Here is a 21,546-nt window from a genome sequence, read left to right on the forward strand (position 1 = left end):
CGCAACAGTCGAAGGTATCTTCTTCGTCCAGGCTGGATGTGCCGGCCAAAAGCCGTTGGGATTCAGGTGGTGTGGAAGCCGGCGCGGCGCATGGCCAGGGGGACTTCGGGGTTGCGGGCGAAGGTGTCCCAGACGAAGCTGGTGCGGAGGTTTTCGGCCATGACCAGGCTGATGCCTAGATCGATGCCGAGGACGTCGGGGTCGTAGTAGTTGGCTTGCGGGTGGAAGACGTCACAGAAGCCATAGCGGCCCCAAGCCTTGTCGCCGTAGTTGGCTTTGAGTGCGCGCTGGACGCGGAGGCAGGCTTCGGGGAGGAAGGGTAGCGAGCCGGCGGTGGCGTTGGGGACTACGGAACCGTCGATGGGGCCGAAGCCTTTGCCTTCGGCGTTGGGGCCACCCCAGGCGGTGTAGCCGTCGATGTAGTCGGAGGCGCTGATGCCCCAGTAGTCGGGCGAGTAGGGCTTGCCGAGAGAGAGGCAGAAGGCTTGGTGGGCTCGGGTCGCCGTTATGGAATTCGCAAAGTAGTCGGCGTAGCGATCGCGCTTGTTGCGGAAGTCGTAGAAGGCATGGCTGAATTGGTGGGTGAAGAGAGGATCGTTGCCGCTGATGTAGGTAAGGCCGTCGTAGGTGATGGTCTCGCGCTCCCAGGCGTTCCAGCTGGAGGCGGAGACGGGGTGGGTGGGTGAGCCGATGGCGAGGAGATAGATCATCATGAGCTCGCAATAGTGGCTCCAACGCGCGTCGAGGAAGCCCGACTCGGGATGCCAGCCCATGGAGAAGGTGTCGCCGCCGTTGAGCATCCAGGGCCAGTCGACGCGGTTGTAGATGAAGGAGGCTAGCTGGTTGATGTCGGGGTCGTCGTGGAAGTGGGCACGGGCGGTGAGGACGCCGCAAAGGAGCAGCGAGGTATCGATGGAGGAGACTTCGTTGCGGTCGATGCGCTCGCCGGTTTCTACGTCGTTGAAGTGGTAGAAGAAGCCGTGGTTGTTGTAGAGCTTGTGGGCGTGGAAGCGGAGGGTGCGGAGTACCTGGTCGCGGAGCTGGGCGTGGGGGAAATACTTGCGCTTGTCGGCGATGCAAAGGGCAGCGAGGCCATAGCCGGTGGCGGCGATGCTGGCCATACGGCGGTTCGGATCAAGTTTGCCGTCTGTGTTGTTGGCGGTGGCGCGGTCGAGGACCTGGCCGGTGGTGGGGCTGGCTTGCTCGACGAAGAAGTGGCAGGCGCGGCGTTGCATGTCGTCGAGGAAGGCTTCGTCGTCGTGGGTGAGAACGTAGTGCGGGGCGGGCTCGGGTGTGAGATGAAGATCGACTGGAGCCTGCGAGGGAGTTTGGGAGAAGGCGTGGAGGCGCGGGGCGAGCGCAGCGCCGGCGAGGAGCTTGAGACAATCGCGCCGTTGCATGATTTTATTTTCCGATCAGCACAACGGCCAGGCCGTGTGCGGGTACTGTTAGTTCGAGTTTACCGTCGTGCAAGCGGAAGTGCTCGGCAGGTGCCATGGCGCCGGCGGCTCGGAGCTGTTCGACTTGCGCGGGCATGAGATCGCCGGGTGGACGTCCCATGGCGTCAAAGGCTTTGAGGACGTTGCCGTGGTCGGGATCGACGCGCAGGACTTCAACTGATGCATTCGAGGCGACGTGTTTGAGGTTGAGGGTGAAGGTTTTGGGTGGGCCTGCCGGGCCTTTCGGCCACGTGTAGGTGGGACCGATGCCGGTGGGAGGAGCGTAGTTCCAGAGGGCGAGGACTAGCTTGCCGTCTGTGGTTTTGGTGGCGAGGGCAGAGTCGGAGTCGAGGGCGATGCGCTGGTCGCCGAGTTGGTGGAGGGAGCGGAAGACGTTGAGCGCGGGCTTGGGAATGCCCTCCGCTGCGATCAGGCCAAAGCCGCCGTAGAACGGGGTACGGACTACGCCTTGCTCATCGAAGACGTCGGAGAAGGACCAGTAGTCCATGCTGTCGGTGAGGCCGTCGCAGAGCCGGATGGTGTTGGCGAGCCAGGGACCGATGAAGGTGGAGTCGGTGACGTTGGGCTCGTTGGAATAGCTGGCGTTGTATTCGGAGAAGATGAGTGGAAGTTGCGGATAGGGCGATGCTAGGACCTGGTCATGCACCATCTTGACCGCGCGGTAGACCATGGTCTGGCGTGGAACGTCTTCGTCGGTGTGAAGCACGTTGGGTGCGGTGTCGTTGGCATAGACGTGGGTGGAGACGAAGTCGATGGGGGCGTTGACGGCGTGGACGTGGGCCAAGAACGGCGTGACCCAGGCGGCCTGCGCGGTGGCGGGGCCTCCAACCTGGAGACGGGGAGAGACGGACTTGAGGTCGCGTGCGGTGTGGTCGTAGAGCTTGAAGTAGGTCTCCTGCTTGGGCTCACCACCCCAGAAGTCGAGGTTGGGTTCGTTCCAGACTTCAAACTTCCAGGTGGAGACTTCGTCGATGCCGTAGCGATCGATGAGGTGGGTGGCGAGGGCCTTCATCATCGCGTCCCAAGCGGCGTAGTCCTTGGGGGGCGAGTTGTTGGGGTTGCCGGTGAAAGTGTGTAGGGAATTGGGTTTGGAGGCAAGCTTTTCGGGCATGAAGCTTAGCTCGACGTAGGGCTTGACGTGCTCGGCGAGGAGGCCGTCGTAGATCTCGTCGAGGTAGAAAAAGTTGTAGATGGAGGCATCGTTCGCGGCCTGCGCTTCGAGGCCGGGGTTCTTGGTCTGGCGGGCGGGATCGTAGACGCCGACTTCATCGTCGAGGATGCCGTGGAAGCGGATGGACTGGAAGTCGGTGGCCAGCTTGACGGTGTGGAGGTCCTGGCGATAGTCGGCGCGGAGGGCGAGGATGGCGCGGCCGGAGCCGAAGGTCTTCTCCCAGAAGTGGGGGAAGGGAGTGGTCGCACTGTGCGCGTCGATGACGAGGTCGGTAGATGTGACTGCGGGGTTCTGAGCTACGGCGGAGAGGGAAAGGGAGCCGGCGAGGAAAGTTCCAGCGAGGGCAGAGGCAAGCGAGCGAAGGGTTCCAGGGTGCATTGTGTTCCTCGAGGGTTTCATGGCCGGACCTTGATGAGTAGAAGTGCGTTGGGGCTCAACTCCAGGGTGAGCTTTCCGTCGTGCAACTGGGTTTGGACTGGAGGTCCCAGAGCTGTTTCCTGGTTGAGCTGAATGACTTGCGCGGGAGTGGGGTCGACGGGGCTGCCCATGGCGACGTATTTGGGTAAGACGTTGCCGTGGTCGTTATCGACGCGCTGGATGGAGACGCTGGCGTTGGCGGAAACACCTCGGAGCGCGAGGTCGAGGGCTTGCGGCCCGCCTTGGTCGCCGGGATCGACGAGGTTCCAGGCGGCGATGATGAGGGTGCCGTCTGAGGCCTTGGTGACGAGGAGATTTTTAGCGTCGTTGGCGATGCGACGGTCGCCGAGCTGGTGGAGGAGACCGAACTGATAGTAGCTGGGCTTGTAGATGCCGCCCTTGGCGATGAGGCCAAAGGCGCCGACGAAGGGCTGCGGGATGGGACCGCCTTCTTCGAAGACGTCATCGAAGGTCCAGAAAGACATCTCGGTTACGTTGCCATCGCAGGCGCGGATGGTGTCGGCGAGGGCGGGGCCGACATAGGTGGTGTCGCGGGCGTTGTTTGCGCCGATGACGTTCCACTCGGTCCAGAAAAGAGGGAGGTGGGGGGTGGGGGATGCGTCAATCTGCTGGCGAACTTTGGCTACGGCTCGGCAGACGCGGTCATCTTGCGGAACGTTTTCGGTGGTACCGAAGAGGTCCTGGACGGAGTCGTCCGCGTAGCCGTGGGTGGAGACGAAGTCTACGGGAACGTGGTTGGCAGAGGTGTGGGCGAGGAACTCGGGGATCCACGCGGCGGCGGCGGTTGCGGGGCCACCTACACGGATGCGGGGATTGATCTTCTTGAGGTCGCGGGCGGTGTGATCGTAAAGCTCGTAGTAGGAGAGGTCGCGGGGGATACCGCCCCAGAAATCGATGTTGGGTTCATTCCAGACTTCGAAGTACCAGGTGGAGACTTCGTCGATGCCGTAGCGGTCGACGAGGTGCTGGGCGAAGGCTGTCATGAGGTCGTCCCAGCGCTGCATGCTTTTGGGGGGCGAGACGTTCTGCTTGTACCAGAAGGGGTGGAGCGCGTCGGGATTGAAGGCGAGCTTCTTGGGCATGAAGCTGATCTCTACGAACGGGCGAACGCCGTTGGCGAGTAGGCCGTCGTAGATCTGGTCGACGTAGGCGAAGTTGTAGACGGGATTGCCGTGCTCGTCCTCGTTGTAGACGCCGACCTCGTCGTGGAGGATGGCGTGGAAGCGGACGTAGCGTAAGTCGGCGACCTTGTGGACGGAGCGGATGTCGTCGCGGTAGGACTCGCGGAGGGATAGGATGGCACGGCCGGAGCCGAAGATCTGTTCCCAGAAGTGGGGGAAGGGAGTGGTGTTGGCGTGGGCGTCGATCGTGACGCGTTCCGGGGTCTGGGCGTGGATGGTCGGGGAAAGTGGCCACGCACAGAGCAGAGCCGGAAGAGCGAGTCGAAGCCAAGGGTGCATACCGTACAGACTCCTGGAAATGTTGGGGAAAACCGGCAAGATCGCGTCCGGGAACAATCGTTTGAGTAGCAATGCGCAAACGATTGTGCAACGCCTAATATCCACTTCTGTAACGCGACTGTCAACCTGCGGAAATCGGGCTGGAGAGTGACTCGTATGATGGATCGATGCCGGTGACCGCGAAGATTGCCATTATTGCTGCGTTGCCGAGGGAGATTGCAAGGCTGGTGGGGGGAACCACGGCGGATGCGGCATTGGTGAAGGATGGGGTGTGGCTGTATCGGGTGGAGAGCGCGGTTGTGGTGGCGGCGGGGATGGGGGCGGAGCGGGCGGCGGTGGCGGTGGAGGCTGCGCTTTCGATAGGGGGTGTGGGGATGCTGATTTCGACGGGGCTGGCTGGAGGGTGTGTGGCGGGCGTGGAGGCTGGGTCGGTGAGGGAGGCTGGCGTGGTCGTGGATGCGGGAACGGGTGAAAGATTTGTTGCTAGCGTGGAGTCGGGGGTGACGCTGGTGACTGCAGGCGAGATTGCGAGTGTTGCGGAGAAGGCTCGGCTGGCGGAGAACTTTGGGGCGGCGATGGTGGATATGGAGGCGGCTACCGTGGCGCGGTTGGCGCGGACAAGGGGGGTGGGGTTTCGCGCGATCAAGGGAGTGTCGGATGGATATGGGTTTGAGTTGAGCTCGCTGGGGCAGTTTGAGGGAGAGCGGGGTAGCTTTCGGACGGGGGCGTTTGCGGTTTATACGGCGATGCGGCCTTGGACTTGGGGGAAGGCGATCGAGTTGGGGCGTGGGAGTGCGAAGGCGCTGGCTCAGTTGGAGACGGTGTTGAAAGGCGTGTTGGCCGAAGGTTAGATTCCCTCAGCTGTTAAAGCCGGCTTGTCAGGGTAGCTATTTATGGCACGGCTGAAGCCGTGCCCGTTCGAAGGATTCACTGATGGCTAGGCGAGTGAACAGCAGATTCCCAAAGGGAATGACAGAAAAAAAGCAAAAGCTCGAAGAGGGCGACTATGGGTTTGCTCTAGGTGAGGACTTCGGCTAGGAGGTGGTCGGCTACGCGGATAGCGTTGGCGATGATGGTGAGGGAGGGGTTGACGGCGCTGGCTGAGGCGAAGAAGCTGGCGTCGACTACGTAGAGGTTATCGAGCTGGTGGGCTTTGCAGTGGATGTCCAGGACGGAAGTAGCGGGGTCGTGGCCGAAGCGGAGGGTGCCGTTCTGGTGGCCTACGCCTTCGAGGGGAATGCGCTTTTTGAAGTAGGCGTGGAAGGGGATGGAGGTGTCGGCGTGGCCGGCTTGTTTGAGGATCCCGACCCAGCGATCTTTCAAACGCTCGAAGCTCTTCGTGTTATTGGGGGTGTAGGAGAGCTTGATGTGGCCAGGCTGCGCGAGGGTGACGGCGGCGGATTGGTTGGAGGGGCTGACGCCCGAATCAGGGTGGGGGCCGGCGGGGCCGGGCTGGGTGGCCGCGAGACTGCTGGGTGTGGCGTTGCGGAGGGTGACGCGGTTGTTGGGGTCGGGAAGGTCTTCGGTGGTGAGCCACCAGGGGACGGCGTGGCGCTTCATGCCTTCGAGGATGAAGCCGGGGGTGAGGGGTGGGGCATCGCCCTTCATCATCTCGTGATGGAAGCTGCCGACGGGCTGGACCTGGCCGAGGGGGAATGGGTACGAGGGATCGGTGTCGCGGAAGTAGAAGTCGTTGGTGCCCCAGGTCTTGGTGTAGCTGTCGTGGTTGTCGATGGTGGAGAGGGCGAGGAGCGCGTCGGCCTGGTGGTACATGAAGTTGCGGCCAACCTGGTCGGAGCCGTTGGCCAGGCCGGTGGGGTGCTTGTCGTTCGCCGATTGGAGGAGGACGACGGAGGAGTTGACGGCGCCGGCGCAGAGCGCGACGATGTGGGCTTCGTAGGTGGTGGGCGCGGAGGAGTCGGTGTGCTGCACTTCTACGGCGGTGATGGCGGTGCCGGCCGCGTTGGTGAGCAGGCGGAGGACGCGCGAGTTGGTGAGGAGCGTCACGTTGGGGAGATTCATGATCTCGCGAATGCAGTTGATGTCGGCGTCGGATTTGGCGTGGACGAGGCAGGGGTAGCCGTCGCAGGTGTCGCAGCGAACGCACTTGCTGGCCGCGGGGTTGGCTTCGTTGAGCTTGAGGCCTAGCGGGATCGGGAAGGTGTTGATGCCGAGCTTGCGGATGTCGGCTTCGATCGCGGCCATGCGGGGTTCGTTGGAGAAGGCGGGGTAGGGGTAGGGCTTGGAGTGGAAGGGCTCGGTGGGATCGTAGGAGCTTGCAAAGCCTCCGGGGACTGAGGGCGCGGTGCCGAGGTCGCCGTGAACGTGGAAGAGTTCTTCGGCGCGGGTGTAATAAGGCTCCATGTCGGCGTAGGTGATGGGCCAGGCGGGAGAGATGCCGCCTTGATGCTGGATTACACCAAAGTCTTCAGCGCGCATGCGGAAGAGGGCGGCGCCGTAGACTTTGGTCTGGCCGCCGACGTAATAAGCCTGCTGGGGGTGGAGGGGCTTGTCGTCCTGGTCGTGCCAGGTTTCGGTGGTGTGGTAGCGGTTCTCGAGGAAGACGGCGGAGGTGTCCCAGTTGAGCTTTTCCTGGGGAAGGAAGGGGCCGCGTTCGAGGATGAGGATGCGCTTGCCAGCGCGCGCTAGATGGAGGGCTAGAGTTCCGCCGCCTGCGCCGGAGCCAATGATGATTGCGTCGTATGGATTCGCCATGGTGTCTAGGATGCACGCTGGCGGTGGGGATTGGAACTGGGTGAAGATGAAAGTTCTGGCGGAAAAGGCCTGGGGTCGAATCGCGCGGTCGTGAGGGGATATTCTTAAGGTGATATGTCTTCTAACCTGCCTCGCACTATGCAAGCTGCTGTTTATCGTGCCGTTGATGATGTTCAAACTGAAGAGATTGCTGTGCCGAAGATTGGTGCAGGCGAAGTACTGGTGCGGATCGATACATGTGGGATCTGCGGGACGGATCTGAAGAAGATTCATACGGGATCGCACTCGGCGCCGCGGGTGTTTGGGCATGAGATGGCGGGGACGATTGCGCAGGTGGGCGAGGGTGTGCGGGGGTTTGCGGTGGGGGATCGGGTGATGGCCTTCCACCATATTCCTTGCGGGCATTGTTTCTATTGCCGGAAGAAGACGTTCGCGCAGTGCGAGACGTACAAGAAGGTTGGCACGACGGCGGGGTTGGGTGAGGCTGCGGGCGGTGGGTTTGCGCAGTACATTCGCGTGATGGATTGGATTGTTGGCGATGGGGTTACGCCGGCTGGGTTGATTCGCGTGCCGGACGATATCCCGTTTGAGCAGGCGGCGTTTATCGAGCCGGTGAATACTTGCTTCAAGGCGATTCGGCTGCTGGAGTTGGAGCCGGACGATACGGTGCTGGTGATTGGGCAGGGAAGTATTGGGGTTCTGCTGGCGGCGCTGGCGAGGCAGGCGGGGGCTACGGTGTTGACTTCGGATATGTATCCCGAGCGGCATGCGATTGCTGCGCAGTATGGGTTGGATCATCCGCTGGATGCACGCGGGGATGTGGTGGCAGCGTGCAAGGCTGTGACCGAGGGGCGCGGTGCGGATGTGGCGCTGGTGGCGGTGGGCGCGGATGCGTTGATTGCGACGGCGATGGCGGCGATTCGTCCAGGTGGACGCGTGATGTTGTTTGCGAGCACGCAGCATGGGACGGCGGCGTTCGATCCGGCGGCGGTGTGTATGGATGAGAAGACGCTGATGGGTTCGTACTCGGCGTCGGTGGCGATTCAGCAGGAGGGGATTGACCTGGTGTTTGAGGGGTACCGGTCGGGCAAGCTGGATCTGACGAAGCTGATCTCGCATCGGTTTTCGCTGGGAGATGCGGCTGAGGCGATTGATTTGGCGTCGCATCCGAAGGCGGACTCGATGAAGATTGTGCTGAAGCCTTAGGTGGTGTGCGCTGAGGTTGATGCGCGGTATACTCCGCTGCATGGGAACACAGGGGAGCGCGACGACTTCGGCGGTCAACGGGAGGCTGTGGGGATCGGCTGCTGCGGACTGGGCGGAGATTCAGGAGAAGACGTGTTTGCCGGTGTATCGGGCGACGTTTGATCGCGTTGGATTGATGGCTGGTGCGAAGTACCTGGATGTGGGATGTGGCGCGGGGTTGGCTGCGCATACGGCCGCGGAGCGTGGGGCGGTGGTGTCAGGGCTGGATGCGGCGGAGAAGCTGCTGGAGATTGCGCGGGCGCGGCTTCCGGAGGGGGATTTCCGCGTGGGCGAGTTGGAGAAACTGCCGTTTGAGGACGATACGTTTGAGGTTGTTACGGGGTTTAATTCATTTCAATATGCGGCGCATCCTGGGGCTGCTCTGATGGAAGCTAAGCGCGTTGCGAAGCCGGGTGGGCGAGTGGTGGTGATGACGTGGGGAGAGCCTGAGGGGATGGAGGCCGCGTCGCTTTTGGCGGCGCTTAGGCCGCTGTTGCCGCAGCCGCCGCCGGGAGCTCCAGGGCCGTTTGCGTTGTCGAATGAGGCGGCGCTGCGCTCGTTTGCCGAAGCGGCTGGATTGGAACCGCTGGAGATGTTCGATGTGGACTCGCCTTGGGTGTATGAGGGTTTTGCGACGGCAATGCGCGGGCTACGGTCGTCGGGGGTTGCGGCGCGGGCAATTGAGCACTCGAGTGTGGAGGCGGTGGATGCTGCGCAGGAAAAGGCGTTAGCGCCGTTTCGGCGCGAGGATGGCCGCTATGTTGTGGGGGCGTGGTTTCGGTGCCTGGTTACAAGAGCTTAGGGGCCGGAGTAAGGGATCCTTCGCGGAACGGTTCGAACCTTGTTACAGTAAGTGCAGTTTATTTCCCAATCAACCTTGTGATGAAACCTGCGGGCAGTTTGCCGAAGGCGGGCCCCATCTCTTTCTGAGGAGTGCTGATGCGGTTTTCGAAATCGTTGTGGTGTGGATTTCTTTTTGCTTGTGTGAGTGTGGCGTTTACGGGAGCAAGGGCGCAGGTGCCGACGCCGGTGTCGGTGCTGGGACATACGCCAGGCGATGATTTTTATCTCGCGGACTATGAAGATGCGGTTCGGTACTTTCATGCGGCGGCGGCGGCGACGGACCGGATGAAGATGTTTTCGATCGGGAAGACCACGGAAGGGCGCGAGATAGAAATTGGGGTGATCTCGTCGCCAGCGAATTTGGCGCGGCTGGATGAGTATAAGAAGAATGCGCGGCGGCTAGCTGTTGCCGACAACTTGACGGATGAGCAGGCGCGGCAGTTGGCGCATGATTCCAAGGTGATTGTGCACATTGATGGAGGCCTACATTCGGATGAAGTTGCGGGCGGCCAGCACTCGATCATGCTGGCTTACAAGCTGCTTTCGGCGAAGAACGATCCCGAGGTGGATGCGATTCTCGACAACGTGATTTTGGTGTTGTGGCCTACGTTGAATCCTGATGGGCAGGACATGGTGACGCACTGGTATCGGCAGAATGTGGGGACGAAATATGAGGTCGCACCGATGCCCTGGCTGTACCAGGATTATGTGGGGCACGATAACAATCGCGACGGCTACATGCTGAATATGAAGGAGTCGCAGGTGCTGGTGAAGGCCGAGCTGGATTGGAGCCCGGAGATTTTTTACTGCCAACACCAGACGGCACCGTTTCCTGCGCGGATATGGATTCCTCCGTTTGCGGATCCGATTTCCAGCAACATCAGTCCGTATGTGAGGAGCTGGCTGAATGTGGTGGGGACGAATATGACGGCGTACCTGGATGCTCACCAGATGCCGGGTGCGATCTCGGAGACGCGGTTTGATAACTGGTATGCGGGGTTCAATGACTGGGTGCATGTGTTTCGTAACGAGATTTCTTTCTTTACGGAGACGGGGTTGTACCGCTATGCGACCCCGCGGTTTTATACCGTGAATGAATTTCCGAAGGAGACGCAGGATCTGCGGGCGCTGTCGATGTACTCGGAGCCGTGGGAAGGCGGATGGTGGCGGATCGGGGACGCGGTGAACTACATGATCGGCGGATCGATGTCGGTGCTGGATTTGGCGGCGAAGAATCATGAAACGCTGCTGTTCAATCGCTACCAGGCGGCGCGGGACAACATTGCGCACTACAAGAAGGAAGGGCCGTTTGCTTATGTGATCAGCGACAAGCAGGCGGATACTCCTGAGGCTGGGCTGCTTGCGCAGAAGATGATTGAGAACGGGCTCAAGGTGTATGCGACGAAGACGGGATTTGCCGCCAATGGCGTGACGTATCCGGTGGGGTCGTGGGTGATTCCGATGGACCAGCCGTTTTCGGGATTGGTGAAGGAGTTGTTTGAGCGGCAGAGGTATCCGGATGAGATTGAGCTGGGGACGTCGAAGGCGGTTGACCTGCCGTATGACGTAACGGGATGGACGCTGCCGCTGCAGATGGGTGTGGCAGTGGATACGGTAAGTGATCCGCTGACGACTCAGCAGCTTGGGCTGATGGAGCCGGTTGAGGACGCCAAGGTTCCCGCGGCGGAGATTGCGGGCGGCGGGGATGTGTTTGTGATCAGCCGGCGGCCGAACGCGTCGTATGCGGTGGTGAATGAGGTGCTGAAGCAGGGCGGCTCGGTGGCGATGTCGAAGGATGCGATTGCTACGCCGGAGGGTAAGGAACGTGGCGCGTTTGTGATTCGCGGGCTGGGGCGCGGCGCGATGGACGGCGTGGCGAAGAAGTATGGCGTGAGCGTGGCGGCGTTGACAGCGGAACCGGGAAACGTGATCGCGATCAAGAAGGCGCGGGTAGGACTGTATCGGCCCTGGGCGCCTTCGATCGATGAGGGATGGACGCGTTGGATTTTGGAGAACTATGGGTTTGAGCCGAAGAGTATTTACAACGCGGACATGCGCTCGTCGGAATTGCATGCCCGGTATGACGTGATTGTGTTGCCGGATATGTCTCGGGACCAGTTGATGGAGGGGTTCCATGTGGGGATGGTGCCGGGTCAATATGCCGGCGGCATTGGTCCGGATGGGGTGGATAACCTGCGGGCGTTTGTGCGCGAGGGAGGGATGCTGGTAGCGTCGAACCGGACGGCGGCGAACTTGATCCCGCTGATGTCGTTGCCGCTGAAGGATGTGCTGGAGGGCGTGAAGAGTGACAAGTTCTTCTGCTCGGGAGCGCTGCTGAGGGTGGAGCAACAGAGCGCGGAGTTGCCGGTGAACTTTGGTGTGCCGGAGGCGCCGGTGGTGATGTTCCAACGGGGGCCGGCGTTTGTGCCGGAGGCGGGATTCCAGGGCGCGATACTGGCGAAGTATGCGAAGGGAACGAATCCGCTGGAGAGTGGGTTGCTGCTGCATCCTGAGGCGATTGAGGATAAAGCGGCGGCGGTTGAGTTGCAGTATGGGAAGGGGCGGATCGTGCTGTATGGATTCAAGCCAGAGTTTCGTGGGCAGGCTCATGGAACGTATCGGTATCTGTTCAATGCGTTGTATTTGTTTGATCAGCCGGAGTTGCCGGTGGTGAAGGTACCAGCTGCGCCGGCGCCGGAGCACGTGGCGGCGACGGCGAAGGCGACGGTGGAGGAACCTGACGAGTATTAGGGCCCTAACTCTAAAGTTCGTTGCCGTATAGGCCGGGCTTTCAGCCCTCTTACATTGGATTCACTTGATCCTGGGGCTGCGCCCCAGGCTGTGATGGAGCGGGCCTGTGGCCCTTAGCGATTGCGATGAACTTTAGACTTTCCACACTAGCTGACTGCTTATTGGTGGGGGATGAATGTGGGAGCGTGATGGCTAACGCTGACGGCGGAGGAGCAGCGTTCCGGCGATGAAGAGGGTCGCACCGGCGCTGGCGAGCAGGATGATGGCGTGCCGGTAGGCAGCTTGTACGGTGGGAGGAGTCGCGCGCGTGCTGTCGAGGCATTGAGCGCAGCCTTGCAGGATGGTCATTGCCCAAACTCTAGCAGGAGGAAGAGGAAGATCCAGAGGGCTCCCATGACATGCCAGTACCAGACGGTGGTGTCGACCCAGACCTGGCGGGTGGCGAGGGATCTGGAGAACTTTAGCGCGGCCAGAGCTACGATAAGGCCGACGATGCCGAGGAAAAGATGCACGGCATGGGTGATGGTGATGAGGTAGAAGAAGTGGCTGCTGGGATTGGAGCGAAAGAAGACGTGCTGGGCGGCGAGCTGATCCCATGCCACCCATTGGCCGGCGAGGAATAGCAGGCCGAGCGCGAGGGTGGCTGAGAGCCAGATGGCGGCGCGGTAGGAGACGGGGCGGCCGAGACCGAACCACTCGTCCATGGCGTCGACTTCACGGAACATGGCGCGGCGTGCGATCTCAGCGGTGACGGAGCTTAGCAGGAGGGCGATGGTGTTGAGCCAGAGGATGGAAGGGATGGCGGTAGGAAGCCAGGAGTTGATGAAGTGGTCGTAGGCGTCGAAGTGGCCGCTGGCCTTGGTGACGAAGAAGACGCTGATGAGGGCGACGAAGAACATGAGGTCGCCGCCGAGGGCGAAGAAGAGGCCGATGCGGGCCTGGGAGATGCGTTCGTGGGGGCCGCGATGGCCGCGCGGGCGGTTGTTCCAGTTGTCGCCATCGCCCTCACCGTTGCCGCCGGTGCGCTTGTCGGTAGGCGGGCGGTGTCCATTGTTGCCGTCGCTGATGCGATGGCGATCGATCTCCGGCGGTGTGATGGTGGACGGCATGGCCTGGATGCCCCTGTCGGACGACGTTGTCAGAATACTTTACTCTGCTTCGGTGTTAAATGTGTTGACGGGGCTCCATTGAGGTGAAAACTCCTTGCCGGAGTCGGTGTAGTGGCTGGGGCCGCGGTAGACGATGGACGGCTCGTCATTTGGATGCGGATTGAGGGCGTTGGGTGCCCACTCCATGGTGGTCGCGTGCCAGGGATTGGCGTCGGCGGGATCGTTGGCAGGTCGTCGCCATGCAAGGAGAAGATTTAGAAAGAAGGGTAACTGCGCGCAGAGTAAGAAGATGGCAGAGGCCGTGATGTGTCGCTGCAGAGGGAGCGTGGATTGAAGGAGGGTTGCGCTGGGGCCGGCGATGCCAGTGAGCTGAGAGTAATGGCGGGGTTCGGCGGCGAGGCCAGTGAAGTGCATCGGGAGGAAGGTGGAGTAGGCGCCGAGGAGGGTCGTCCAGAAGTGGAGTTTGCCTAGAGGTTCGGAGAGGGTGCGGTGGAAGAGTAGCGGCGCCCAGTAGTAGGTGGCGCAGAAGAGGCCGAAGACGCCGGCCATGGCCATGATGAGGTGGAAGTGGGCGACGACGAAGAAGGTGTTGTGGAGGTACTCGTCGAGGATGGGCTGAGCGAGGATGGGGCCGGTGAGGCCGCCGGTGATGAAGAGGGAAACGAAGCCGAGCGCGAAGAGCATGGGGGTGGTGAGGCGGGGGCGCGATCCCCAGGTGGTGGCCAGCCAGCTGAAGACTTTTGCGGCGGCGGGGATGGCGATCGCGATGGTGGAGATGCTAAAAGCAGTGCCGGCGAAGGGATTGAGGCCGGCTACGAACATGTGGTGTCCCCAGACGATGATTCCGAGGAAGCCGATGAGGAGGGTGGTCGCGATCATGAGGCGGTAGGCGAAGACTCGGCGGCGGCTGAAGTTGGCGATGACCATCGAGGTGAGGCCCATGCCGGGGAGGATGGCGATGTAGACCTCGGGATGGCCGAAGAACCAGAAGAGATGGAGCCAGAGGAGGGGACTGCCGTCGCCGCGATGCTGCAGGAGGACGCCGCTGATGAGGTCTTGTGCGGGGAGGAAGAAGCCGCTGTGGAGGTGTCGATCGCAGAAGAGGAGAAGGATGGCGGCGAGCAGGACGGAGAAGGCGATGATGCTGAGGATGGCGGCGGTGAACCATCCCCAGACGGTGAGCGGGAGGCGTTCCCAGGTGAGGCCTTCGCAACGGAGCTTGGTGATGGTGGTGAGCATGTTGATGGAGCTGAGGGTGGTGGCGACGGCGAAGAGAGCGATGCTGGCTAGCCAGAGATCCATGCCTAGGCCTTCGCCGGGGCCGGCGAGTGGCGTGGAGGAGAGGGGCGGGTAGGCTGTCCAGCCGCCGATGGGGGCGCCTCCAGGAACGAAAAAGGCGGCGACGAGGATGATGAGGGCGAGTGCGGTTAGGTAGAGGCCGAGGGCGTTGAGGCGCGGGAAGGCCATGTGGCGGGTGCCGAGCTGCGCGGGGAGGATAAGGTTGCCGAAACCGGATTGCGGCGCAACGGTCAGGACGAAGAAGAGCATCAGGGTGCCGTGCATGGTGACGAGGGCTAGGTACTCTTCGGGGAGGATGGGGCCGTGGAGAGGCAGCTGCCAGCTGGGCCAGGCCAGGTGCATGCGCATGACGAGTGAGAGTAGGGAGCCGAGGATGACGGCGATGAGGGAGATGACGAGGTAGCCGAAGCCGATGATGCGGTGGTCGGTGGAGAAGATCGCGCGAGGGGCTCGTCTGGCCCACCTTAGCGCGATAAAGCCGCGCGAAGATGGGGCACCCTGATTCGGGGGAGTTCCCGGAGTGGTGGGGATACTCATGGCTGGGCCTTATCTTTAGCCTGGAGGGCCTCTTGGGTGTGCAGCCAAGTGTTGAAGACGGCGGGCGGGAGGACGCGGAGGGTGGCGAGCATGCGGTAGTGGCCCATGCCGCAGACCTGGGTGCATAAGATGGCGTAGTCGCCGGGGATTTCGGGTGTGAAGTGGATGTGGGTGGTCTGGCCGGGGATGGCGTTCTGCTTAATGCGCATCTCAGGGATGGCGAAGCCGTGGATGACATCCTGGGCGCGGAGGGTTAGGTCTACTTCGCGGTTGGCGGGGAGGACGAGTTGGCTGGTGACGATGTCGTCCCGGCCGTAGGTGTCGGTGGGGTCGATGCCGAGGGGATTGACTTCGGCTGGAGCGACGAGGGAGAGATTGGTGCGTCCGAAGGCGGCGTCCGGGCCAGGATAGCGGAAGTACCAGACGAACTGTTGGCCGGTGACTTCGACCTGCATGGCGGAGAGGTCGGCGCCGGTGTAGCGCTGGGCGGCCCAGAGTTGCTGGGCGCGGAGGGCGAGGAAGGCGAAGAGAAGCGTGAGGGCGGCTAGTGGGAGGTACTCGATGAAGAGCTGGTGGTAGGGGCGGGGCGTGCGCTTGCGGATCGCTATGCCGAGGAGAAGGATTAGGTGCGCGAGGGCCAGGAGGGCAAGCGCGATCCAGAGATTGAGGAGGAGATGGGTGTCGAGCGCGTGGCCGTGGGCGGCGGCGTCGACGGGCAGGTTCCAGAAGCCGTGGGTTGGCGGTGCCTCCATGGATTTGATTGTAGAGTGCGGCGTGCGGAGATTGTGGCGCACCGGGCAAACAGCGGATCCTCTGCCTGCGGCGAAGGATGACAATTCAAAAAAAGTAGATGATGAACGCACGAAACCGCTATTTCATTTCTTCGCGGACGAGGTCCAGGAAGAGCTGGTGGACGCGGGTGTCTTCGGTGAGTTCGGGGTGGAAGGTTGCGGCGAGCAGGCGGCCCTGGCGTATGAGGGTAGGAGAGCCGTCGCGCGTGGCGAGGCTCCGGACATTGGGGCCGGTGCGGGTGATGCGGGGGGCGCGGATGAAGACCATCTCGAGGGGGCCGCCGGCGAGGGTGGTTTCGGAGGTGAGGATGGCAGAGTCGTTCTGGCGGCCGTAGGCGTTGCGCTCGACTGCGATGTCGAGTACGCCGAAGGAGGGTTGATGCGGGTTGGACACTTCTTTGGCGAGGAGGATGCAGCCGGCGCAGGTGCCGAAGACGGGTTTGATGTGAACGAAGGCGTTGAGGGTGTCGTAGAAGCCGGCGCGCTCGAGATGTTTGAGGAAGGTGGTGGACTCGCCGCCGGGGATGACGAGGGCGTCGAGGGTGTCGAGCTGGCCTGGCTTGCGAACGAGGGTGGTGATAGCTCCGAGGGCTGCGAGACGGCGGGCGTGGACGTCGAATGCGCCCTGTAGAGCGAGGACGCCGATGGCTGGGGTTTTGGGATCCACAGTTTGATTTTAGTTCATTGCGCGGGGTGGGACGGGAGACGTGAATGCAGAGCGTAAGCGATAATGCTGCGATGAGTGCAATGAGCAAAGCAGCTGTGTATCCGAGCCTGGAAGGTCGAGTGGTGGTGGTGACAGGCGGAGCGAGTGGGATCGGAGCGGCGATCGTGGAGGCGTTTGCGCGGCAGCAGGCGCAGGTGGCGTTTTTTGATATTCAGGAGGAAGAGGCGAAGAGGCTGGTGGGGCGGCTGATCGATGCCGGGTTGCGCGCGCCGGTATATTTTCGTTGCGATGTGACGGACTTTGTTGCTTTGGAACGGACGGTGGATGAGGTGGTGGAGCGGTTGGGGCGGGTGGATGTATTGGTGAACAATGCGGGCAATGATGCTCGGCATCCGGTGGATTCGGTGACGCCGGAGTCGTGGGATGAGGGGATGGCGATTAATTTGAAGCAGCAGTTTTTTATGGCGCAGGCGGTGGCGCCATCGATGCGACAGGCGAGACGCGGATCGATCATCAACATGGGATCGATTGCGTGGGTGATCCCTTCCAAGAATGTTCCGGTTTATGTAACGGCGAAGTCGGCGATTGTGGGGATGACACGGGCGCTGGCGCACGAGTTTGGCGAGGACGAGGTGCGGGTGAATTGCGTGATGCCGGGGGCGATACTTACCGAGCGCCAGAAGCAATTGTGGCTGACCGAGGATTATGTGCGACAGGTGCTGGCGCACCAATCGTTGAAGCGGATGATTCTGCCGGAGGAAGTTGCGCGGCTGGTGTTGTTTCTTGCGGCCGATGATAGTTCCGCAATTACGAATCAAAGTTACGTGGTGGATGGTGGATGGGTCTGAGGCAAGGACGAGGCGTGAAAATGCCCGGCCATCTGAGGGTGGCCGGGCCTTCGTCTTGCAGATTCGATGGAGAGATTACTTGGTATTGCGTGCGTGTGCGTGGAAGAGCTGGTTGACGGTGCGAACGAAGTGTACGGCGCCCGGAGGTGTGGGAACGCCACCGGAGAGGATTTTCTCGTAGGAGATATCCCGGCCGTAATAGGTTTGGGTGTCGTTGAGGTTTTGGTTGACCACGTCGCCATTGAGGTCGACGCCGGCGAAGAGGCCCTTGTTACGGGAGTAGGTGAGGAAGCCCGCGTTGGCTAGTTCAGTGGTGGAGGCCTGAGAGTCCCGACCGACGGGGCCGGCGGCTACGGAGACATCTGCGCCCAGTTTGATCTTGTCATGCAGGAGACGCTGTGCACCCGCGTGGGTAACGGCCACGAGAACGAGGTCGGTAGCCTGGCCGCCGGCCTGGAAGCCGAAGCTGGCGCCGGTGAGTTGGACGAAGGCAGGAGCGCTCCAGCCGTGGCCAGTGCGGCAGGTGACGACACCCTGGCCGTATTCAGCGCCGACGACGAAGGCACCCTTCTTGAAGCTGGGAACGACTACGACGCAGGTAGCATGCGAGGCCACGCTATCGGGAAGGCCGTGATCGGGGGTGTCCATAAGTTCGTGCAGAACTGCATGGGCTGCGTCGATGCGCGCATCGAGTTTGGCTTGGTCAGCGGCATAGGCGTTGGAGCTGATGAAGGCGGAAAGCAGGACTAAAGGCAGCAGTTTTCTCATGTCGATCCTTTTGAGACAGAGTGTAGCGCATATAGCAACACATACTGCGATGCCTCTCAAGGGAGGTGAGTTGTTCCGCTATTCAGTTGCCTCGCTCAATTTGAAGAAGTTACCAGCCGCGGGTCTGCATGAGGTCCTTCTCTTCGATGGCAGCGGCGGCGAGGCCCTTCATGCTGCCGATAATGGCCTCGGAGGCTTCGGAGACGATCTTCGGGTCGTCATAGTGCAGGGTTGCGAGGACGATCGCGCGGGCTCGTGAGATGGCCTCGGCGCGCTCGTTGGCGTTGTCTTCGATGTCGAGCGGGATGGCGCCTTCCTTCATGAAGATGCCAGAGCCGACGAAGATGGTTTCGGCGCCGAGCTGCATCATGAGAGAGGCGTCGGCCGGCGTGGCAATGCCGCCGGCGGAGAAATTGGGGACGGGAAGCTTGCCGGCCTTGGCTACCATGCGGATGAGCTCGTAGGGCGCGCCGTGAATCTTGGCGGCGTTGTAGAGCTCTTCGTCACCGAGAACGGTGAGGGCCTTGATCTCGCGGGTAATCTGGCGCATGTGCTGAACGGCGTGGACTACGTCGCCGGTGCCGGGCTCGCCCTTGGTGCGAATCATGGCAGCGCCTTCAGCGATGCGGCGAAGAGCTTCGCCGAGGTTGCGCGCGCCGCAGACGAAGGGGGTGGTGAAGGCGTGCTTGTCGATGTGGTAGACCTCATCGGCGGGGGTTAGGACTTCGGACTCATCGATGAAGTCGACGCCGAGGGATTGGAGGACCTGGGCTTCGGCGAAGTGGCCGATGCGGGCCTTGGCCATGACCGGGATGGTCGCGACGGCCATGATTTCCTTGATGAGCTTGGGGGAGGCCATGCGGGCGACGCCGCCCTGGGCACGGATCATGGCGGGAACGCGCTCGAGGGCCATGACAGCGACGGCACCGGCTTCTTCGGCGATGCGAGCCTGCGCGACGCTCATGACGTCCATGATGACGCCACCTTTGAGCATCTCGGCAAGACCGGTCTTGAGACGGAGTCCTGCGCCGTTGCCGTTGTGTGTGCCGTTTCCCTGGTTTGCCATGATGTACTCCTTTGGCGTGGGAGTTTGGCCACGCCGCTACTGTTCAAGTTTAGCAGTTCGAGGAGCCGGCCACGTGGTTTGATCCCGGGTCAGAGGCCGGATTGTTCCTTGGACAGGACGCTTTCTGCTTCTTCCGCCGGGGTACTTTCGACGACCGCAGTTTTGTCGCGGGTGAGCCGCTTTTCGGGGGAGCGCGAAAGCTCCATGAGATATTGCTGGGCACTGAGGGCCGGGACGGACTTGGGCGCTCGTTCGTATGAGCCGTCGGGGGTCATGAGGCGGGCCTTGAGGTTGTCGCGGAGATAACAGTCGAGGATCTCTTCGCGCAGGCGACGTTTCAGGGCTGGATCAACCATTGGGAAGACGACCTCACAGCGCTCGTAGAGATTGCGCGTCATCCAGTCGGCGCTGCCGCAGAACATTTCGGATTGGCCGCCATCGTCGGGGCCGCCGTTGGCGAAGAAGAAGATGCGGCTGTGCTCGAGGAAACGACCGATGATGGAGCGCACGCGGATGTGGTCGCTGAGGCCAGGAATGCCAGGGCGGAGGGCGCACATGCCGCGGACGATGAGGTCGATTTCTACGCCGGCTTGGGAGGCGGAGTAAAGGGCGTCAATTGTAGGAACGTCGAGTAGCCCATTCATCTTGGCGATGATGCGCGCAGGTTTTCCGGTCAAGGCGTGTTCGGCCTCGCGAGCGATGAGGGCGAGCAGGTCGCTGTGGAGCGTGACGGGCGCGACAAGCAGAGGGCGGTAGGCATTGGGGCCTGCTTCCCAATCGGCGGTGAGATAGCGGAAGACGCGGAGGACGGCGTCGGTGAGTTCGGGGCGCGCGGTAAGAAGGCTGATGTCGGTGTAGAAGCGCGACGTGACCGGGTTGTAATTCCCGGTGCCGAGATGCGCGTAGCTGCGGACGATGCCGTCGGAGTCGCGGCGCACGATGAGCGCGAGCTTGCAGTGGGTCTTGAAGCCGAAGATGCCGTGGAAGACCTGCACTCCGGCGTCTTCGAGTTCGCGTGCCCAGCGGATGTTGGAGGCTTCGTCGAAGCGCGCCATGAGCTCGACTACGACGGTGACGTCCTTCGTTTCGGCGGCGGCTTTGAGGGCGCTGAAGATGGTGGAGTCGGCGCTGGTGCGGTAGAGGGTTTGCTTGATGGAGATGACATTGTCGTCCGCAGCGGCGGAGGCGATGAAGTCTTCAACCGTGCTGTAGCTGTCGAAGGGATGATGGAGGAGGATGTCTTCATTGCGGAGTGCAGCGAAGATGTTCGTTGGCGGCTTGGTGGATTGATCGAGGTGGAGGCGGCGGCCATGAAACTCGGTAAACTTGAGCGCGGGCAGCTTGGCTGCGCTATAGAGGCTCATGAGGCGGGAAAGGTTGATGGGCGCGGAGGTACGGAAGACCTGCCAGGGCTCGAGCTCGAAGTTGATGCGGAGGCGTTCGGCGATCTCTTCAGAGGCAAAGGCGTCGATTTCCATGCGGACGGCGTCGCCTTTGCGGCGATTGTGCAACTCCTCGGCAACGGTTTCGAGCAGGGAGCGCGCCTCTTCTTCCTGCATGTAGAGATTGCTGTTGCGAGTGACGCGGAAGGCTGTGCGGTTGAGGATGCTGTAGCCGCGGAACATGGTATCGATGTGGGCTTCGATGAGTTCTTCGAGGAGAAGGAAGTTTCGCTGACCTTTGTGCTCGGGAAGGGCGATGAGGGAAGGTAACGAGCGCGGGATCGTGATGACGCCGAGGATCTTTGGGCTAGTGCCGGACTTGAGTTTGCGTTTGTGGCGTAGCAGGACCGCGAGGCAGAGAGCCTTGTTCAGGACGCGGGGAAAGGGGTGAGAGGGGTCGAGGGTAACGGGGGTGAGGAGCGGGTCGACCTGCTCCTGGAAGAATTTGATGACAAACTCGCGATCGGGTTTGCGGAGCTGCTTCCAGGCGAGGACGGAGATGCCGGCGCGCTTGAGCTCGGGAACGAGGCGATCGTTCCAGCAGGAAGCCTGATCGTTGTTGAACTGGTGGAGGCGATCGCGGACGCGCTGCATGCGCTCATTCTGGGTCAGTCCGCCAGCATCAACGTGATGGGGAAGGTTGAGGCCTTCTTCCAGCCGCTGCAGGACACCGGCTACGCGGATCTCGACGAACTCATCGAGGTTGCTGGCAGTGATGGCGAGAAACTTGACGCGCTCGAGCAGTGGGTTGGAGGCGTCGTCTGCTTCCTCCAGGACGCGGCTGTTGAACTGGAGCCAGCTCTCGTCGCGATCGATGAGTCTGCCTCCGGGCGGTGCCGGGGGAGCTTTGACGGAGCGGCGGGGCGCGGTACGGGAAGGAGCCTTAGTCGGTGCGGTTTGTTTCCGGACGGCCATGCGTCTTACGAGACTAAATCA

The 21,546-nt window shown here is 61.8% G+C and carries 17 protein-coding genes; 5 read left to right on the forward strand and 12 right to left on the reverse strand.

Going from position 1 to position 21,546, the window contains the following annotated elements; translation table 11 throughout:
- Positions 1 to 62: 62 nt before the first annotated feature.
- Genes GSQ80_RS18235 through GSQ80_RS18245 form a run of 3 tightly spaced genes read right to left on the reverse strand, consistent with a single transcriptional unit; the run spans position 63 to position 4,529 of the window.
- Positions 63 to 1,400 (reverse strand): glucoamylase family protein, encoded by a 1,338-nt coding sequence (locus GSQ80_RS18235; RefSeq protein ID WP_158789085.1) that lies wholly within the window; start codon positions 1,398 to 1,400, stop codon positions 63 to 65.
- A 4-nt stretch (positions 1,401 to 1,404) separates the two neighbouring features.
- Entirely contained in the window at positions 1,405 to 3,009 is a 1,605-nt protein-coding gene (locus tag GSQ80_RS18240) for a glycosyl hydrolase family 39 (RefSeq protein WP_158789086.1), read from the reverse strand.
- Between the two features lie 17 nt (positions 3,010 to 3,026).
- On the reverse strand, positions 3,027 to 4,529 hold the full coding sequence (locus tag GSQ80_RS18245; RefSeq protein ID WP_158789087.1) for a glycosyl hydrolase family 39: 1,503 nt from the start codon (positions 4,527 to 4,529) through the stop codon (positions 3,027 to 3,029).
- A gap of 167 nt (positions 4,530 to 4,696) precedes the next feature.
- Here GSQ80_RS18245 and GSQ80_RS18250 point away from each other — a divergent pair, with 167 nt between their 5' ends.
- Positions 4,697 to 5,380 (forward strand): phosphorylase, encoded by a 684-nt coding sequence (locus GSQ80_RS18250; RefSeq protein WP_158789088.1) that lies wholly within the window; start codon positions 4,697 to 4,699, stop codon positions 5,378 to 5,380.
- A 166-nt stretch (positions 5,381 to 5,546) separates the two neighbouring features.
- Here GSQ80_RS18250 and GSQ80_RS18255 read toward each other — a convergent pair whose 3' ends face one another.
- Positions 5,547 to 7,244 carry a GMC oxidoreductase gene (locus GSQ80_RS18255; protein ID WP_158789089.1) on the reverse strand — a complete coding sequence of 566 codons (1,698 nt, stop codon included), beginning with the start codon at positions 7,242 to 7,244 and terminating at the stop codon, positions 5,547 to 5,549.
- Between the two features lie 114 nt (positions 7,245 to 7,358).
- Between GSQ80_RS18255 and GSQ80_RS18260 the strand changes: the two genes are divergently transcribed.
- The 3 genes from GSQ80_RS18260 (at position 7,359) to GSQ80_RS18270 (ending at position 12,083) form a co-directional block, all read left to right on the forward strand.
- On the forward strand, positions 7,359 to 8,450 hold the full coding sequence (locus tag GSQ80_RS18260) for an alcohol dehydrogenase catalytic domain-containing protein (protein ID WP_158789090.1): 1,092 nt from the start codon (positions 7,359 to 7,361) through the stop codon (positions 8,448 to 8,450).
- A 19-nt stretch (positions 8,451 to 8,469) separates the two neighbouring features.
- On the forward strand, positions 8,470 to 9,291 hold the full coding sequence (locus GSQ80_RS18265) for a class I SAM-dependent methyltransferase (protein ID WP_158789091.1): 822 nt from the start codon (positions 8,470 to 8,472) through the stop codon (positions 9,289 to 9,291).
- Positions 9,292 to 9,428: 137 nt separating this feature from the next.
- Entirely contained in the window at positions 9,429 to 12,083 is a 2,655-nt protein-coding gene (locus GSQ80_RS18270) for a M14 metallopeptidase family protein (RefSeq protein ID WP_158789092.1), read from the forward strand.
- A gap of 192 nt (positions 12,084 to 12,275) precedes the next feature.
- Here GSQ80_RS18270 and GSQ80_RS18275 read toward each other — a convergent pair whose 3' ends face one another.
- The 5 genes from GSQ80_RS18275 to pdxT form a co-directional block, all read right to left on the reverse strand.
- A complete protein-coding gene (locus tag GSQ80_RS18275) occupies positions 12,276 to 12,431 on the reverse strand; it encodes a copper resistance protein CopC (protein WP_158789093.1) in 156 nt (51 codons plus the stop codon).
- Positions 12,428 to 13,192, reverse strand: coding sequence for a cytochrome c oxidase subunit 3 (locus GSQ80_RS18280; RefSeq protein WP_158789094.1), 765 nt, complete (start codon positions 13,190 to 13,192; stop codon positions 12,428 to 12,430). Before GSQ80_RS18280 ends, GSQ80_RS18275 begins: the two co-directional genes overlap by 4 nt.
- Positions 13,193 to 13,231: 39 nt before the next feature.
- The gene (locus GSQ80_RS18285; protein ID WP_158789095.1) at positions 13,232 to 15,028 is read right to left on the reverse strand and encodes a cbb3-type cytochrome c oxidase subunit I; all 1,797 of its coding nucleotides are present in this window, start codon (positions 15,026 to 15,028) and stop codon (positions 13,232 to 13,234) included.
- Complete coding sequence (locus tag GSQ80_RS18290) at positions 15,025 to 15,780, reverse strand: cupredoxin domain-containing protein (protein WP_158789096.1); 756 nt, start codon at positions 15,778 to 15,780, stop codon at positions 15,025 to 15,027. Before GSQ80_RS18290 ends, GSQ80_RS18285 begins: the two co-directional genes overlap by 4 nt.
- Positions 15,781 to 15,898: 118 nt before the next feature.
- Positions 15,899 to 16,486, reverse strand: coding sequence for a pyridoxal 5'-phosphate synthase glutaminase subunit PdxT (pdxT, locus tag GSQ80_RS18295; RefSeq protein WP_158789097.1), 588 nt, complete (start codon positions 16,484 to 16,486; stop codon positions 15,899 to 15,901).
- A 44-nt stretch (positions 16,487 to 16,530) separates the two neighbouring features.
- Here pdxT and GSQ80_RS18300 point away from each other — a divergent pair, with 44 nt between their 5' ends.
- Positions 16,531 to 17,334 (forward strand): SDR family NAD(P)-dependent oxidoreductase, encoded by an 804-nt coding sequence (locus GSQ80_RS18300; protein WP_254059753.1) that lies wholly within the window; start codon positions 16,531 to 16,533, stop codon positions 17,332 to 17,334.
- A 75-nt stretch (positions 17,335 to 17,409) separates the two neighbouring features.
- Here the strand turns inward: GSQ80_RS18300 and GSQ80_RS18305 are convergent, their stop codons facing one another.
- The 3 genes from GSQ80_RS18305 to ppk1 form a co-directional block, all read right to left on the reverse strand.
- Complete coding sequence (locus tag GSQ80_RS18305; RefSeq protein ID WP_158789098.1) at positions 17,410 to 18,102, reverse strand: lipid-binding SYLF domain-containing protein; 693 nt, start codon at positions 18,100 to 18,102, stop codon at positions 17,410 to 17,412.
- 109 nt (positions 18,103 to 18,211) lie between these two features.
- Positions 18,212 to 19,168: a pyridoxal 5'-phosphate synthase lyase subunit PdxS gene (pdxS, locus tag GSQ80_RS18310; RefSeq protein WP_158789099.1), complete on the reverse strand. Its 957-nt coding sequence runs from the start codon at positions 19,166 to 19,168 to the stop codon at positions 18,212 to 18,214.
- 89 nt (positions 19,169 to 19,257) lie between these two features.
- On the reverse strand, positions 19,258 to 21,525 hold the full coding sequence (gene ppk1, locus GSQ80_RS18315) for a polyphosphate kinase 1 (protein WP_158789100.1): 2,268 nt from the start codon (positions 21,523 to 21,525) through the stop codon (positions 19,258 to 19,260).
- Positions 21,526 to 21,546: the final 21 nt, after the last annotated feature.

The sequence above is a fragment of the Granulicella sp. L46 genome (assembly GCF_009765785.1).
Taxonomy (GTDB): Bacteria; Acidobacteriota; Terriglobia; order Terriglobales; family Acidobacteriaceae; genus Granulicella.